The organism is Paenibacillus wynnii (genome assembly GCF_000757885.1).
Classification (GTDB): Bacteria; Bacillota; Bacilli; order Paenibacillales; family Paenibacillaceae; genus Paenibacillus_AQ; species Paenibacillus_AQ wynnii.
On sequence record NZ_JQCR01000002.1, the window covers coordinates 2,774,957 to 2,789,729 of the forward strand.

Below are 14,773 nucleotides of genomic sequence, written 5' to 3' on the forward strand. Positions count from 1 at the left end.
GCGAACGCATGCCAGAAGACTTTTATTTTGTATATGGATATGAAAAAGAAGAGGAAACAGCATTGCGGATGTATCGCTTCATTGATGGAAACTTTGAACGATATGATGTGGCGAGCAAGGCATGGATACCGGATCCTGATCAATGCAAGATTTTCGTTGGTGAAGATCTAGAGTATGAGGAAATCACTGACGAACAGGCAAATCAAATAAAAGTTCTTATATAAGGCACCTTCCAACTGCGAGGGTGCTTTTTATATTGGCTAAGAGGAGGATGCTATGAAGATTAGCTTCGATGAGTTTAGAAGTAAGCCGCCCAGCATTGGGTGGGTTGCGTGGGAAATTGATTACTGGACGCGCATGCTGCGTTTATGTAGATGGTGGGCTTATCCCTTCATGCTTATTTTCATAGCCTTCCGTTCGTGTCGGGTAGAGTTGTATCACTGGTTAAATAGGGTAGGAATTATGAAGACGCCAATAGGCAACCACATGGTAATCTCGGATATTTGGAAGCGAGAAAAGAAACGTTAGGCCCCGGATGAGACTACCGAGGGCCTATTCGCTCATGAACCGGAGCATATCGGTTCACTCCCAAAGCTGGAGAGCAGCTATATAAATCTATGGAGGTTGATCATATATGGATTGGCTTAAGGAATTATTGAAGAAGTTGGGCGTTGAAGAGTCTAAGATTGACGGAGCCATTGCGGATGCTGGTAAGGAGATCCCTAAGCATTTTGTACCGAAGTCGCAGTACAACGATCTGTCTGAAACCAAGAAGAAGCTGGAGAAAGACATCACGGACCGCGATACACAACTTGAAGCGCTCAGTAAAGATGCCAACGCTTCGGAGGCATTGAAAGCCGAAATTACGAAGCTGCAGGACGCTAATAAGACCGCAAAGGAGCAGTATGACGCTGATCTCAAGGAAATGGCGCTCAACAATGCTATCACAACCGCCCTTAATGGCAAAGTGCATAACGAAAAGGTTGTTACCGGGCTGATTGATAAAGGGAAGTTGGTCATCGGCGATGACGGTAAGGTGGTTGGACTGGACGATCAGCTCAAAGTTTTACAAACGTCGGATGCCTACTTGTTTAAAAACGAGGATAAGGGCGGCGGTGGAGGCTTCAAATTTAAAGGGACCTCACTGTTGGATGGTAAGGATCAGTCCAAGGGCGATCAAGGTGATGATAAGGTCGGTTACTTTGGAAAGCAATTGGCTGAATCCACTAAAGGTAATGAAGGGCTGGATACGGCCCGAGAAAGTTATTTCAAATAAGAACGGAGGATAAATCAAAATGAGTAAATTCATAGAAACAACATACGGAAACAAGAAAGAAATTCTTAAATTCCCTGATCACTATGTCGCGGTAGCAATCACTGTGAGTAACGCTGGCGTTACGGCAAATGCTGACGGCAAGAAAATTGTTCGTGCTGGCACCATCCTTGGAGGGGGAATTCTTGCTGACGATACTGTACTCGCTGTTAAAGCAACCACTACAACAGGGGTATCGAACGCCGAGGGCGTGCTTTTGAACGATACCGATGTAACGTCCGGTCCGGCTCCAGGTGCTCTTGTTCTTCATGGGTTCATTAATAAAAATAAAATCCCGACTGCTCCTACCGCTGAGGAAATTGTAGCATTGAAGCAGATCGCATTCATCGACTAAGAAAGGGAAGGTGACAATTAACTATGAATATTCAAGATTTAGTAAGAGCTCCAGAGATCGCGGCTTATATCGCTGCTAATCCATCAAACACAATCCCGTATTTGGGTGCCACGCTGTTCCCAGCATCGAAGAAACTAGGACTTGATCTCGGGTGGATCAAAGGTGCAGGTGGATTGCCAGTCGCTCTGATGCCTTCAGAATTTGATACAAAGGCTACATTGAGGGATCGAATCGGATTTGGCAAAGTAGAGACTGAAATGCCGTTTTTCCGTGAAGCTATGCTCCTGAAAGAGAAGGACCGCCAAGAGTTGATGAGACTATTAGAGTCTCAGAATGGCGCTTATGTCGAATCTCTGATCAAACAGATCTATGATGACCGAGCCAGCCTGGTAAGCGGAGCTGAAGTCAATGCAGAACGCATGCGCATGCAACTCCTCTCTTCTGGCAAGATTCGAATCACTGCTAATCGGATCGATCTGGATTATGATTACAAGATGAAGGCGGGACACAAGACCACTCTCACAGGCACAGATAAATGGGATGATCCGACCGCTAATATCGTTGCAGATATTAAGGAGTGGCAGGATACGATCGAAGATGAGCAAGGTGTCCGGCCAACTAAGGCAATTTGTACCCGTAAAACATGGAATAACATCTTGGCAAATGAAAAAATCCGCTTGGACATGAATCCGCTGGGTGGACAAAACATCATTATGACTGATGCGCTTATGCGGCAATACTTGGAGACTAAACTGGGAGTGACCATCGCAGTATATAACAAGAAGTATGCTCTGCAAGATGGCAGCAATCACTTATTCTACCCAGATGATTACTTCACGTTAATTCCGGATGGATTTTTGGGAAAAACATGGTTTGGTACAACTCCAGAAGAAGCCGACCTGATGAGCGGTGCAACCAGCGCAGAAGTTTCTATTGTTAACACCGGCGTTGCTATCACTACTATTAAACAGCCGCACCCTGTGAACGTCGAAACAATTGTTTCAGCGATCACGTTGCCGTCGTTTGAGACTATCGACAACATCTTTATTGCCAAGGTTGTTTAAGGAGGGGCTTAGCCTCTCCTATTTTATTTGAAAGGATGATATGCGTGTCCGAGAAACGTATTGAAGTTCCATTGATTACCGGGGCCAAGTACAACAAACGGTTTTATAAAGCCGGAGAATCTATTCATATCTTACCTACTGAAATCGATGCCCTTATTAAGGACGGTGTAATCCGCCGTGATGATGTGCCGGAATTTGATGAGGCAGACGTATCTCTGGAAGAAATGAAGCTTCCGGCTCTTAAAGCTTACGCTAAGGAGAACAATATCGATCTTGGGGAAGCAAGCAAGAAAGATGAAGTGCTAGCAGTGATCCAGGAAGCCATCCATGAGGCGGAGAAAGCGAAGGAGGACGAGTAAGATGCCAAAGGTTAAGGCGGCTGATAAGAAATTTACCGGAGTGATCGCGGGGGTCCGCTTTGAAAATGGCATTGGTGAAACGGAGGATGCCAAAGCGTTAGGCTACTTTCGGTCCCGGGGTTTCGCTATGGACGAAGCGACAGCACCCGCCGTAACATCAAAGAAGGAAAAGGGAGCTGATCCCGATGCTGAGAAATCTTAAACTGCTGCTGGGATTGGAATTGGATGGAGCGACGGATCAAGACTATCTCCTTGAATATTTACTGAATAGCACGGTACGAAAAATCCTGAATTACTGTAATCTCTCGGAGTTACCGCCTGGGCTAGAGGATGTGGCAATAGAGATTACTCTTAAACGATACCGGAGCCAGCAAATGGATACCAACACAGAGCGGACAGTTAAGGCAATCACGGTCGGGGGAGTCCGGACAGAATTTGCTGACAACAAAAGCGGCGGAGGCATTGATCAAATGATTGATGCCTTTCGTCCGCAGCTTAACCGTTACCGCCGGATGAGGACGTTATGATAGGGGGCGGGTACTTTACCACTATCTTTCCGCTAATCAAAAACGCTGAGTTGTGGTTCAAGTCCAGCACATTGGAGGACGGTCCGCACGGTGGAGAGGTTACGGTCTGGTCGGGTTCGGATTACACCGAAGCATACAAGGAGCCATTTAGTAGCGCTCTAGCACTGCAGGAGTATGGCCTTCAATTGGATTGCCAAGACCGGATTTTCTGCCGGCCCAATGACAGTTTGGTAGAAGGAGTTGGAGCGTACCTGACAAATCGAGAGGGTGAGCCAGATTACATTGTAGTGAGTGTTACCCCTTGGCCTGAACATTATGAGTGCTTGCTGAGGAGGCGGTAACGGTGGAGATAGAGATCGATATATCAGACACCTTGGCAAAGTTACTGAGAGCAGGCAAAGATGTGAAACTTTTATCCCTAAAGGCTATGGATAAAGGCGGGCTTATTGTGGAAAGGGATGCCAAGCGGCTTGCACCGGTTGGTGATACAGGCCATCTAAGAGCGCGGATAGGTCGCAAGGTTATCGACAGAGGAAATGAAATTGTTTGTGAGGTTGGGACCAACGTCCATTATGCCCCTTATGTGGAGCTGGGTACCGGTATTCATGCCTCCAACGGCCAGGGCCGACAAACACCGTGGCGATTTAAACTGCCAAACGGCAAGTGGGTAACCACCCAAGGGATGAAACCGCAGCCGTTCCTACTCCCGGCACTTCGGAGAAATGAATACAACGTTAAATACGCGGTCGCCGCTGAGCTGAGGAGGCTGCTAGCAAAATGATGACTAATATGAAGCCGACTATTAAAGAGGCTTTAAAAACACTGGGCTACCCGGTTACAACCGATTACCCGGAGTCTATGCCGTCGTTGCCGTCCATTACCTTTTATGAAGCGACTAACCAAGACGCTAATGCCAGCGACGACGAAGCGGCAGAGGCATACATCGAGTTTTATATCCAAGTCTGGGGAAATGGTACGGAACAAATTGAACCTCTCTCACAGGGCGTGGATGAGCTTATGAAGGGTATGGGATTCTGGCGTACATTTGGAACGGATGACTTGTCTGGTGAAGTGAAACGAAAGATTCTGAGATATACCATTATGAAGGAGGCCTGACAATGGCTAAGATTTTGAAAGGTTTTAAGAATTTGAAGTTGTTCCCGATTACTAAGAATGATGCCACAGGATATACAGCTGGTGTGGCGGTACCCGTTTCAGGTGCCCAAACGTGCAGCATGGAACCAGATTCCTCTGATTGGTCCATTAACGCGGATGATTCTGTCTATGAAGCAGGAACGGATTTGAATGGATTCAATTTTACACTTACACTTGCGGAACTGCCTCTGGAGATCCGGGCTCACTTCGAAGGTGGAACCTACGATACAACATCGAAGGTCTATTCCTTCCATGCGGATAACGTAGCTCCTGAGATTGGAATCTCTTTTCAGGCGCTCACTTCTGACGGAAATTACCGGATGTTCAAGGTCTACGCTCTTCGATGCTCTGCCATCGCTGATGCAGTCAATACTAAAGGTACTGGAGACTCTGCTACAGCGATTGAGATTAAAGGCAAGGTTACTCAAGTGAAAAAGAACAACCTGGTAAAAGACATGAAGGATACCACAACGGCTGCGGATCTCACTTGGTTGGAAACACTCACTCCTATCCCTGCATAAATAAACAATCGAGCTCGGCTATTGTCGGGCTCTTTCTCTTTGTAAAATTACGATGGAAGAAGGTAAATAAATGTTCAATTTTAAGAGAGACAAAAGTATTACCGCCTCCCTGCCACAAGATCAGATGCTGCACGGGATTAAGGTGAAGAAGCTACCACTCGGTCAATATATCAAAGCTCTGCATGCTATAGAGAACCTGCCTGAGATCATGCTGAAGGAATTGTTTCCGGGGATGAAGCCCGATCAGGTCCTCGACAAGCTGAAGGCCATTGACGAAGATACGGTGTATCAGTTGGTATCCCGATTGCTGCGTGTAGTGCCGGAGCAGTTCCTGCGGCTTGTGGCGGAGCTGATCGATACTGAGTTTGAACATCTCCAGGACAACTTGACACCGAAAGAACTGTTGGAGGTGTTGCGGGCTTTTTGGGCTGTTAATGATATGACGGATTTTTTCGTCCAAATCAAAATGATGATGGGGGGATGGAAAGCAAATCCGCTGGCGGCTCTGAAGCTTGGCTCCAAAAAATAATTGCCGCAGCCCAGTCTATCGGAATTGGGAAGCGGGCATTACTAGAAGACTATTATCTCGATGAGTTTATGGTAATCCTCCAGGAGCATAATAAGATGCAGATGCCCTCAGAGAAACCGAACGATGAAGAAGTCTTTGCTGATGAACTTTTCTAATATCCCGCTATTCCTTTATTTGGTACAATAGATTCAAAATTTGATTGTGCCGGGGGAATGTATATGGCGTATAAGCTTTGTGCTAAGTGTGGTACTAAAAATAATGGTTCTGATATGTATTGTATAAACTGCAACGCCTCGATTAAAGATGCTATTCCTTACGAGAAGGAAGAAACAATCGATTATTTCAAGGAACATTTAGAGAGAAAAAAAGGGCAAAAGTCTGAATTGAACGATGCCGATAAATTCAAGCAAACTAAAGAAGGTTTTGTATTTGGAGTAGGGTGCCTGATATTCGGAATTCCAGTTGGAATAGTGCTCTCTTTAACTGGAATAGGAGCTTTGCTTGGTATCCCTCTTATCTTAGCCTCAATTGGCATGCCTATATATGGAGCATTGCATATGAGGAATTCTAAAAAGCTAATCTGTCCTTCTTGCAGCCATTCCATTTCCATTATAGGCAATGAAACTGGGGTCACATGTCCAACATGTAAAAAGAGGCTTGTTTCACAGGGAGAACGATACATTGTAATCGATTGAGCCGAAAGGCTCTTTTTTATTGTCAAAAAGGCAGGTGGAAATATGGATTTAGGCGATATGATAGTAAACATCCGACTACGCACCGATGCGCTGGAGCGAGGGATGGAACAGGCAAGAAGGGAATTGCAGCGTCTCCAAGACCAGACCCGCCGAGCGGCTGACCAAGAAGAACTCCAAGCGGCCTATACGAAAACAGGTGTAGTGGGCGCTGCTGCATTTGCTATGATCGTTGCGGCAATTATGAAAGGCGTATCCGCCTATAATGAGTCAACAAACGCCATGTTGGGCTTGAAATCAATAGCTGAGAATACGGGTAATAGCGTGTCTGGTTTGCAAAAGGCAATGGCTCAATTAACTTCAGATGGTTTAATGCCAGTTTCCAATGCTGCTACTGGACTTAAAAATCTATTATCACGAGGGTTTGGTCTTGAAGAAGCCGTTGATATCATGAATCGCTTCAAGGACTCAGCTGCCTTTGGACGGCAAGCCTCACTCACATTTGGGTATGCCATTCAGTCAGCTACTGAGGGTCTAAAAAATGAGAACTCAATTCTCGTTGATAATGCTGGTGTAACCAAGAATGTGTCGGTGATGTGGAAAGAATACGCTAAAGAACTCGGCAAGTCATATATGGAGTTAACCCTAGCGGAGAAGCGGCAGGCCGAGTATAACGGCATTATGAAAGAAACGCAGCATCAGCTAGGCAATGCTGCTTTATACACACAAACTTTCTCAGGACAGCAGGCAGCGTTAGGAGCCTCCACGTTGGTTCTTGCGCAGAATTTTGGAGCTTCACTAATACCTGTTTTATCAGTTTTGGTAGGTGTGATTAAGCCAGTTATTGATACCATCGGCATTTTTGTTAAAGATAATCCTGAGGCCGTGGCGGCAATTACAACATTAGGCGCAACCTTTACGGGATTGATTGCTGTTTTCGGAGCTGCTACGGAAGCAGCAAAGCTTGCCATGATAGGTCTAGTTACAAACCCTGTGATCCTCATCCTTGCAGGAGTTGCTGCTGCATTCGCCGCTGTTACAGTAGCTATCCACAACAATAGGGTTGCAACTGAAGAATTAGAAAAGGCTCAAGATGATCTACAACGGGTTTAGGAAAAGGGTATTCAAGAGAATGAAATAGATGTCTATCAAGAAAAGGTTGCCGCCATCGATGAACTGATCCGGTATTACGAAGCTTTAACTAGCGTAGCTGCCGAAAGCGATTCAGCTGCTATGGGTAATAACATCGGCGCATTGGATTCTGCTGCTCGCGATTTGCATATCTCCATGAAAGATCTTGAAGAGACAGCCAATAAGTTCGGAATATCTCTGGATTTTATTGACAAGAACGGGAAGATTGCTGCGGTAACCACGCAAAAACTAAGAGATGTACAGATGGATTTAAACAAAGCGATAGACGATGCGGTTAAAAAGTCAAAAATTCTTTCTGCTTCCCAAGTTAGCGATAGTGCAAGTACAGTAGCCGTAAAAGCAGCTGAAATCCTTCAGTCTAAAAACTTACTGAAGCAATATAAGGCAGCGAAAGAAGGTACGGCAGACTGGACATCAGCTCAACAAGAATTAGCCAAGCAGTTTCCTCAGTTTTCTTCAGCGGTAGGAATAAACGCGGATGCTATTCAAGGCCTTCTCATTGTTAAGGAGCGCGAGGTTGCACTAGAATGGGCAAGCATTAAAGTAAAAGCAATATCGGCTAGCCAAGAAACAAAAACAGCCATAGCTAAGCAAGAGGCCGCTATTATGATAGCAACCGCCATTACACACATAACCGGAAGTTCGGGGTTGGCTGAAGCAGCATTGAAAAGAATGAACGATGAACTTGCGAGGTTACGCGGAGAAGCGGCTGCTTTACAAGCTCTCGTCGAAGCTCCCGATCCAACTAAAGTCGAGGGATATGGAGTTACCCCAGTCATTGCACCTAAGTACCCTGACATCCCTAAGACAAAGACAAGTACCCCTAAAGCCTACGAAAACACGGCACTAGATGAAGCCTACAAGAAGTTGGAACACTTGAAAGCCCTTGATCAGCTCGCCGTGGCGGAGGAACTGAAGATGCTCCAAAACATCCAATCGAAGTATGTGAAGACTGGCGACGAGCGGATGGATATCGAAGAACGGATTTATGCAGTCAAGAAGACAATGGGTGACGCGTCCTTAGAGAAAGCGCTAGATGATTACAACAGGTCTGTGACACTTGGTAAATTAAATGAGGCGCAGGAGATTGAACGGTTACAACGGATTCGGAAATTATATGCCGACTCTGCAGAAGAACGTAAACAAATTGATGATATGATTTTTGAAGTCACTCAGAGAAAGATTGCTGCCGAGAAACAGGCCCGTACAGATGCTGTTAAATATGTAAGCGATCAGTTAAAGGCAGCTTATGAGGATCGAGTCGCTCGTGAGAATTTATCCGATACTGAAGCCTATAAGCTGAAGGACAAACTATATAATGATCAAATCTATTTAAATAAATCCTATCTAGCAAAAGTACTTGCTGATGATAGGTATACCGCGGCTGAGAAAAGGGGAATTGAGCGACAAATTACTGAGGAAATCCGATTGGCCACAAATGAACGACTGCAACTGCAAAAGGATTACGCTGAGGACACGAAAAAAGCTCAAATCGATGGTATCAATGACCTCGCTAAAGGCGTTCAGGATGCTCTCAAAGCAAAGTACACCGAAGAGAAACGATTACAAGAAGACAGCATTAAAGCAGCGCAGGCGGCAAATGAGGAGTGGAAGAAGGCACAACTTGAAGTTGTCCAGTCTGCTTACAAAGCCCGAGTAAAAGCTGCTGAGGATGCTTCAGAAGCTGAAATTGCCGCACTGGACAGAGTGCTCAATGCTCAAATCGATGCGATTCAGGCGGAATTGGATGCCCTTGAAGATGCTCAAAAGCAGAAGAATCGAGCCGATGTTGATGCTGAGGATGCCAAGAAAATTGGACAACTTACTTCAAAAATTGATTACGAGCATGACGATTACAATCGGGCACAACTTCAAAAGGAATTAAATAGGGTCCTGGCTGAGCAAGAGAAGCGGCGTCAGGAAGAACAGTTGTCTGATAAGAAAGATGTTCTTAACGAAGAGAAGAAAACACTGCAAGATCAGCTAAAGGCAAAGACCGATGCCATTAAGCAGCAACTGCTCGACAAGAAGGAACTCATGGAAGCTGATTACGAAGCGGACCAAGTCCGGATTAATAATGTCTATGAGGCTCAGAAGGCTTCTCTGGAAAAACAACTCATAGATACGCAGGCTCATTATGCAAAACTATTGGAAGCCAAAAACCTGCAGGCTGAAGCTGAGAAAATGATTATTGAAGACCAGCAGAAGGATATTCTGAAGTTACTGACGGATTTTGGTGACTCTTACCATATCACGGGTCAGACATTGGGAGAGAAGATGTACCAAGGTTTCAAGGTTAAAGTGGATCAGATCAGCAGCTTGATTGCCGGTATTAACTCTCAGATCGACGCCGCTAGGAATTCAGCAATGGCCGTTCTTAATCAGGCTGCTGACGCCAAAAAGGCTGCAGCTGAGCAAAAGGCTAAAGGTGCGGTCAACTCTGTTCCACCAGTGGTACAGGGCACAGTAGTATCGGTCAGCCAAACATTTAATACGCCGGTGACTTCCCCATCTGATATTTCTAGAGCGGCACGTTTAGCAGCACAATCACTTGTGTAGGGAGGAGGAACAATGCAGAAATTAAGCTATACGAATGACCGAGGGGGTAAGGTTGTCTTTGAGAATCTCCGACCTTTTATTCTTTCACATATTGATGGAATAGGAAGTGTGGATACGGATGTCCGGAAGACGACTGGTCCTTTCCAGGATGGATCTACGGTGTACCGGGTAGCGATTAAAGACCGTTTGCTCTCTATCCAGGGAGCGATATTGGCAAATAGTAGGGATGAGCTTTATGCCCTTCGTCGCCAACTGTCTCAAATTCTTAACCCAAAAATAATGGGACAACTGGTTTATCAAAATGATGACAGGGCCTATACGATTGGTGGTATTGCTGAATCGGGCCCTATATGGGGGGAACGATATGCAAATAACCAGTTGTTCACCGCCTCGTTCCTTTGTCCGGATCCGTATTTACTGGATGAATTTGATTCTTCGGATCTTATTGCGACATGGATTGGTGGGCTGAGTTTTCCGGTTCGGTTTCCGAACCAATTCGCTACCCGCGGGGCAAAGAGTGTAAATGTGATAAATGAGGGTGATGTTGATACTCCGGTAAGGATTGAAATCTATGGACCCGCCACAAACCCTTGTATCACTAATCATAGTATTGATAGGTATATCAAAGTAAACCGAGTATTACTTAGTGGGGACAAACTCACGATTACCACGCATTTCGGTAATAAGCGTGTAGAGATCCAAGCGCCAAACGGATCCAAAGTTAATGTGCTCCACTGGATAGATCCAAACAGTTCCCTTTGGAGTTTGCAGCCTGGGGATAATATTGTGAAATACACAAGCGACGACCCAGAAGGAATTGAACCGTTTGCGATATCTATTAATTATCGCAACCGATATTTCGGGGCGTAGAAAGGGTGACATATGGAGAAGTTCAGGTTCTTTAATTCCACGGAATCGGATATTCGGGAATATACAGCAGCCGACTATGCTGAGTACTTTGGATTGTTTTTGTCGGACGGCTTGTATACTGAAAATGGCAATGCGGGCTTACGTGTAGTAACAGACGCAGGTTTAAACTGCAGCATTGAGAGTGGCTACGCGTTGATTCGGGGGTACATGTATCATAATGATTCGTTGCTGATCAAAACCCTTGCGCCAGCAGACACCATGCTTGACCGTATTGATCGGGTCGCGTTGCGATTTGACGAGGTTGCCCGAGAGATTAAGGTTGTCATTAAGAAAGGAATCGCAGCAAGTAACCCTGTGGTGCCCGCATTAACAATTACAGCCACGGTCAAAGAATTAGGGCTAGCTCAAATTCATGTTAGAAAAGGGGCAACTACACTATCTGTGGCGGATATCACCGATGAGCGCCTTACATCCGCTGGCCTGGTATCGAGCTTAATTAGCATTCCAGCAGCAGAAATGTGGAATGTCTGGAACAGCTCTTTAGCCAGCATACAGTCTGCCTGGGATAGCTGGTTTGCAACCATACAGAATACGGTCGGGAATCGGCTTGCTGTAGGGGATACAGCACCAGCAAACCCTATAGCGGGTGATGTTTGGATGCATACGGGGGTGTAAGCTGTGGCTGGAATCGTACGCATTTACGACATCGAATTCAATTGGATTGGTGAAATTGACAACCATGAAAGCCTGCAGTTTACACGGCGTTTTTACCGTGAAGGAGAATTTGAACTGCACATCGCCGTAAATAAACAATATGCTGATGCTCTTCAAAAAGATTGTTTCATAATGATTGATAATGACGGCCAACGATCCGGAATGATTGAGGGCCGGGAGTTGTACCTTACAGAGCAGGGAATCGAGACTGTTGTCGTAAAAGGTAGGACACTAGGGGGTATCCTGGACCGACGTGTCACGGTGTCCGATACCTATGATCGCATTCGGGGGCCGGCAGAAACGGTCATGAAGCATTATGTGAATAATCACCTTGTCAACGGAACTTACGCAACCGGCATCTACGCCGCGCGGAAGATTCCGTTTTTTGATATTGCCACAGATCAAGGCCGAGGAATAGAAACGCCTTGGCAGACAAGGTATGAGCCACTACTAGGGGTAACCGGTCAGATTGCGAGTTTCTGCGATATGGGTTGGTTCACAAGTTTGAATGTACTGACGAAACGAGTCACTTTCGACATACTGACGGGCCGGAATATCACCGATAAGCAAGACATTTACCCGCCCGTTATTTTCTCGACGGAGTTTGAAAATGTCACCAGTCAAAAGTTTGTGGATTCGGATAGTCAATTCAGGAATGTAGGTTATGCTGCGGGAAAAGGCGAGGAAGCGGATCAGCTTGTGCTTGCCGTTGGTGCCGGCACGGGAATTGAACGCCGAGAGGTATACATCGATGCTTCAAGCGCAGAGGATGTCGATGAGCTGACCACCATAGGTCAACAGAAGCTCGCGGAGTATAAGCGTGTGCAAACCTTTGAGGGTGCTGTGGTGGAGACGGGTAGTTTCATTTTTGAGCAGGACTGGTTCCTAGGTGACATCGTTACTCTACGGGATGCCCATTGGGGTGTTTCAATGGATACCCGCATCACTGAAGTGCGGGAAATCTACGAAGAGGATTATAAAGTAGAGGTGCAGTTTGGTGACGAGATCCCGACCATCACTACTGTAGTCCGTCAGTTGCAGAGCGAAATAAAACGCCCGCAGATCATGTCACAATCTGGGGGCACAGGAGAACAGGGCCCAGCAGGACCGCAGGGTCCCAAGGGCGACACAGGTCCAATCGGTTTACAAGGCCCTAAGGGAGATCCCGGAGCAACAGGTCCTCAAGGTCTACAAGGGCCAAAGGGGGATACGGGTGCTGTTGGGCCGCAGGGGCTTAAAGGAGATCCTGGTATCCAGGGTGCGCAGGGCCTTGTTGGTGTTAAAGGAGATACGGGCGCTCCAGGTGTCCAGGGTCCAAAAGGTGATACCGGGCCGCAGGGCATTCAAGGCGTAAAAGGTGATACTGGAGCAACCGGTGTTCAGGGACCCAAAGGAGATACAGGACTGACCGGATCGGCGGGGGCTAAAGGAGATCAGGGCATTCAGGGTGTAAAAGGGGACAAAGGCGATACGGGTTCCCAGGGACCGGCGGGACCTACCAATATTGCTACGATAACAACCTTAGGCGCCGTGAAGGTAGGTAATAATTTAACCATAGCTTCGGACGGAACTTTGCACGGCAATAGTAATCCGGAATGCATCACGATTAAACAGGAAATCTTTACGGTCCAAGCTGGGCAAACCCTATTTAATTTAACAAAGGGTAGCTATAATCCAGGAACAAATACGCTTTTCTGGTATTTGCACGGTCAGAAGCAAGTGAACGCTGCCTTGGTAGAGACTTCAGCTACGAGCTTTGAAATTCCTGTAGGTGTTATGACCGGGACGGATATACTGGTCGAATACATTGAAACGGTAAATGTAACCATTGGCTTAAAAGGTGAAAAAGGGGATACCGGACTACAAGGTGTGCAAGGTTTGAAAGGAGACACAGGATCGCAGGGGATACAAGGGATACAAGGGATAACAGGGATTGGCTGGTGCGCAGGGTGCTGACGGAAAAACATGGTATTCAAGCACAGCTGTTCCGCGAATACCCTTGGAGTCAGTGGAGATTTTCACATTAATACATCAACGTGGGATATCCGAGAAAAACAGCCCGCAGCAGTGTGGACGCTTCGAGGCAATATCAAGGGTGCGACAGGTGCTCAAGGGATTCAGGGTCTGCAGGGCATCCAAGGCGTGAAGGGAGACATCGGGGAAGTAGGTCCACAAGGGGCACAAGGATTCCAAGGATTACAAGGAGTGAAGGGTGACACCGGTGCAATTGGACCAAAGGGAGACACTGGTGCACAGGGGAACATTGGATTAACCGGCCCTCAGGGTCCTAAAGGGGATCAGGGGGAACCAGGAGCGGCTGTGGCCGATAGCGTGGAATGGGCGAATGTACTTAGCAAACCTACGAATTTGGCCAAAATAACCATGGCAACACTAGCACCAACAAGCCCATTATCGGGCGATTTTTGGTATAAGGAGGTTTAATAATGGCAGATAAGAACTTTCAAATGACACAACGCAACAGCGCAAATACAGCATGGGATAATTTATTTCCTCTTACAAAAGGGGGGAATGTGACTGCAAGCAATGGACCAGACTGTTGATACTCATGTGGTGGATACCTCACATGTTCGTTATGCACCGGATACAGGTACAGCAAATGCCAAAGTAGTCACTCTTAACCCTGCCGCAACAGCTTATGTTGATGGGCTACCTGTTGCGTTCAAAAAATGCTATTTTAAATACAGGAGCAGTAACGATAAATGTAAACGGTCTTGGCGTTAAACCGGTGCTGAAGTCCAATGGAGGCGCGCTGGTGAGTGGTAGCTTGAAGGCGGGGAGTATCTATACCATCAGGTACAATTCAACCACTGGAAATTTTATCTTACAGGGTGAAGGAGGTGAGTATGGAACAGCAGCAGTTGCTCAAGTATTGACCGGATATACATTAGGAACAGACTCCGGAGTTATTGCGGGAGTATGCCGAATAACGGTGCGCAGAACAAG

Annotated in this window: 21 protein-coding genes and 1 pseudogene; all 22 read left to right on the top strand. The window is 46.4% G+C overall.

What is annotated here, in order from left to right; all coding sequences use genetic code 11:
- Positions 1-8 precede the first annotated feature (8 nt).
- Positions 9-224, top strand: a complete 216-nt coding sequence (locus PWYN_RS15155; RefSeq protein WP_036653066.1) for a hypothetical protein — start codon at positions 9-11, stop codon at positions 222-224.
- A 52-nt stretch (positions 225-276) separates the two neighbouring features.
- Positions 277-528: a hypothetical protein gene (locus tag PWYN_RS15160; protein WP_036653069.1), complete on the top strand. Its 252-nt coding sequence runs from the start codon at positions 277-279 to the stop codon at positions 526-528.
- Positions 529-634: 106 nt separating this feature from the next.
- Positions 635-1,276, top strand: coding sequence for a phage scaffolding protein (locus tag PWYN_RS15165; protein ID WP_036653072.1), 642 nt, complete (start codon positions 635-637; stop codon positions 1,274-1,276).
- A gap of 19 nt (positions 1,277-1,295) precedes the next feature.
- On the top strand, positions 1,296-1,667 hold the full coding sequence (locus PWYN_RS15170) for a hypothetical protein (protein WP_036653074.1): 372 nt from the start codon (positions 1,296-1,298) through the stop codon (positions 1,665-1,667).
- A 23-nt stretch (positions 1,668-1,690) separates the two neighbouring features.
- A complete protein-coding gene (locus PWYN_RS15175) occupies positions 1,691-2,731 on the top strand; it encodes a major capsid protein (RefSeq protein WP_036653077.1) in 1,041 nt (346 codons plus the stop codon).
- A gap of 44 nt (positions 2,732-2,775) precedes the next feature.
- On the top strand, positions 2,776-3,090 hold the full coding sequence (locus PWYN_RS15180) for a hypothetical protein (RefSeq protein ID WP_157261160.1): 315 nt from the start codon (positions 2,776-2,778) through the stop codon (positions 3,088-3,090).
- Between the two features lies 1 nt (position 3,091).
- Complete coding sequence (locus PWYN_RS15185; RefSeq protein WP_036648087.1) at positions 3,092-3,292, top strand: hypothetical protein; 201 nt, start codon at positions 3,092-3,094, stop codon at positions 3,290-3,292.
- Entirely contained in the window at positions 3,276-3,617 is a 342-nt protein-coding gene (locus PWYN_RS15190) for a phage head-tail connector protein (protein WP_036648084.1), read from the top strand. The genes PWYN_RS15185 and PWYN_RS15190 overlap by 17 nt, the downstream gene beginning before the upstream one ends.
- On the top strand, positions 3,614-3,958 hold the full coding sequence (locus PWYN_RS15195; protein ID WP_036653081.1) for a hypothetical protein: 345 nt from the start codon (positions 3,614-3,616) through the stop codon (positions 3,956-3,958). The genes PWYN_RS15190 and PWYN_RS15195 overlap by 4 nt, the downstream gene beginning before the upstream one ends.
- Positions 3,959-3,960: 2 nt before the next feature.
- Positions 3,961-4,398, top strand: a complete 438-nt coding sequence (locus PWYN_RS15200; RefSeq protein WP_052087700.1) for an HK97-gp10 family putative phage morphogenesis protein — start codon at positions 3,961-3,963, stop codon at positions 4,396-4,398.
- Complete coding sequence (locus tag PWYN_RS15205; RefSeq protein ID WP_036648082.1) at positions 4,395-4,733, top strand: hypothetical protein; 339 nt, start codon at positions 4,395-4,397, stop codon at positions 4,731-4,733. The genes PWYN_RS15200 and PWYN_RS15205 overlap by 4 nt, the downstream gene beginning before the upstream one ends.
- A 2-nt stretch (positions 4,734-4,735) precedes the next feature.
- Positions 4,736-5,293 (top strand): major tail protein, encoded by a 558-nt coding sequence (locus tag PWYN_RS15210; protein ID WP_036648079.1) that lies wholly within the window; start codon positions 4,736-4,738, stop codon positions 5,291-5,293.
- Between the two features lie 70 nt (positions 5,294-5,363).
- The gene (locus PWYN_RS15215) at positions 5,364-5,822 is read left to right on the top strand and encodes a hypothetical protein (RefSeq protein ID WP_036648076.1); all 459 of its coding nucleotides are present in this window, start codon (positions 5,364-5,366) and stop codon (positions 5,820-5,822) included.
- Positions 5,774-5,977, top strand: coding sequence for a hypothetical protein (locus PWYN_RS15220; RefSeq protein WP_036648075.1), 204 nt, complete (start codon positions 5,774-5,776; stop codon positions 5,975-5,977). Before PWYN_RS15215 ends, PWYN_RS15220 begins: the two co-directional genes overlap by 49 nt.
- 63 nt (positions 5,978-6,040) lie before the next feature.
- Positions 6,041-6,517, top strand: a complete 477-nt coding sequence (locus PWYN_RS28170; RefSeq protein WP_052087699.1) for a hypothetical protein — start codon at positions 6,041-6,043, stop codon at positions 6,515-6,517.
- Positions 6,518-6,619: 102 nt separating this feature from the next.
- Positions 6,620-7,627, top strand: coding sequence for a hypothetical protein (locus tag PWYN_RS15230; protein WP_157261069.1), 1,008 nt, complete (start codon positions 6,620-6,622; stop codon positions 7,625-7,627).
- Between the two features lie 120 nt (positions 7,628-7,747).
- The gene (locus PWYN_RS15235; RefSeq protein ID WP_036648068.1) at positions 7,748-10,225 is read left to right on the top strand and encodes a hypothetical protein; all 2,478 of its coding nucleotides are present in this window, start codon (positions 7,748-7,750) and stop codon (positions 10,223-10,225) included.
- Between the two features lie 12 nt (positions 10,226-10,237).
- Positions 10,238-11,095 carry a phage tail family protein gene (locus PWYN_RS15240; RefSeq protein ID WP_036648066.1) on the top strand — a complete coding sequence of 286 codons (858 nt, stop codon included), beginning with the start codon at positions 10,238-10,240 and terminating at the stop codon, positions 11,093-11,095.
- Between the two features lie 12 nt (positions 11,096-11,107).
- Positions 11,108-11,770 carry a hypothetical protein gene (locus tag PWYN_RS15245; protein WP_052087698.1) on the top strand — a complete coding sequence of 221 codons (663 nt, stop codon included), beginning with the start codon at positions 11,108-11,110 and terminating at the stop codon, positions 11,768-11,770.
- Positions 11,771-11,773: 3 nt separating this feature from the next.
- A complete protein-coding gene (locus PWYN_RS29770; RefSeq protein ID WP_052087968.1) occupies positions 11,774-13,765 on the top strand; it encodes a Gp37-like protein in 1,992 nt (663 codons plus the stop codon).
- A 9-nt stretch (positions 13,766-13,774) separates the two neighbouring features.
- Complete coding sequence (locus PWYN_RS30315) at positions 13,775-14,251, top strand: collagen-like protein (protein WP_036653086.1); 477 nt, start codon at positions 13,775-13,777, stop codon at positions 14,249-14,251.
- Between the two features lie 232 nt (positions 14,252-14,483).
- Positions 14,484-14,773, top strand: a pseudogene (locus tag PWYN_RS15260) (hypothetical protein); the annotation flags it as partial.

Bases quoted from the DNA above. Each gene is read 5' to 3' on its own strand.
- PWYN_RS15215 (WP_036648076.1), top strand. From the start codon at position 5,364: ATGTTCAATTTTAAGAGAGACAAAAGTATTACCGCCTCCCTGCCACAA.
- PWYN_RS15230 (WP_157261069.1), top strand. From the start codon at position 6,620: ATGGAACAGGCAAGAAGGGAATTGCAGCGTCTCCAAGACCAGACCCGC.
- PWYN_RS15235 (WP_036648068.1), top strand. From the start codon at position 7,748: ATGGGTAATAACATCGGCGCATTGGATTCTGCTGCTCGCGATTTGCAT.
- PWYN_RS15160 (WP_036653069.1), top strand. From the start codon at position 277: ATGAAGATTAGCTTCGATGAGTTTAGAAGTAAGCCGCCCAGCATTGGG.
- PWYN_RS15170 (WP_036653074.1), top strand. From the start codon at position 1,296: ATGAGTAAATTCATAGAAACAACATACGGAAACAAGAAAGAAATTCTT.
- PWYN_RS28170 (WP_052087699.1), top strand. From the start codon at position 6,041: ATGGCGTATAAGCTTTGTGCTAAGTGTGGTACTAAAAATAATGGTTCT.
- PWYN_RS15165 (WP_036653072.1), top strand. From the start codon at position 635: ATGGATTGGCTTAAGGAATTATTGAAGAAGTTGGGCGTTGAAGAGTCT.
- PWYN_RS15185 (WP_036648087.1), top strand. From the start codon at position 3,092: ATGCCAAAGGTTAAGGCGGCTGATAAGAAATTTACCGGAGTGATCGCG.
- PWYN_RS15210 (WP_036648079.1), top strand. From the start codon at position 4,736: ATGGCTAAGATTTTGAAAGGTTTTAAGAATTTGAAGTTGTTCCCGATT.
- PWYN_RS15240 (WP_036648066.1), top strand. From the start codon at position 10,238: ATGCAGAAATTAAGCTATACGAATGACCGAGGGGGTAAGGTTGTCTTT.
- PWYN_RS15190 (WP_036648084.1), top strand. From the start codon at position 3,276: ATGCTGAGAAATCTTAAACTGCTGCTGGGATTGGAATTGGATGGAGCG.
- PWYN_RS15205 (WP_036648082.1), top strand. From the start codon at position 4,395: ATGATGACTAATATGAAGCCGACTATTAAAGAGGCTTTAAAAACACTG.
- PWYN_RS15245 (WP_052087698.1), top strand. From the start codon at position 11,108: ATGGAGAAGTTCAGGTTCTTTAATTCCACGGAATCGGATATTCGGGAA.
- PWYN_RS30315 (WP_036653086.1), top strand. From the start codon at position 13,775: ATGGTATTCAAGCACAGCTGTTCCGCGAATACCCTTGGAGTCAGTGGA.
- PWYN_RS15155 (WP_036653066.1), top strand. From the start codon at position 9: ATGCCAGAAGACTTTTATTTTGTATATGGATATGAAAAAGAAGAGGAA.
- PWYN_RS15195 (WP_036653081.1), top strand. From the start codon at position 3,614: ATGATAGGGGGCGGGTACTTTACCACTATCTTTCCGCTAATCAAAAAC.
- PWYN_RS15220 (WP_036648075.1), top strand. From the start codon at position 5,774: ATGGAAAGCAAATCCGCTGGCGGCTCTGAAGCTTGGCTCCAAAAAATA.
- PWYN_RS15175 (WP_036653077.1), top strand. From the start codon at position 1,691: ATGAATATTCAAGATTTAGTAAGAGCTCCAGAGATCGCGGCTTATATC.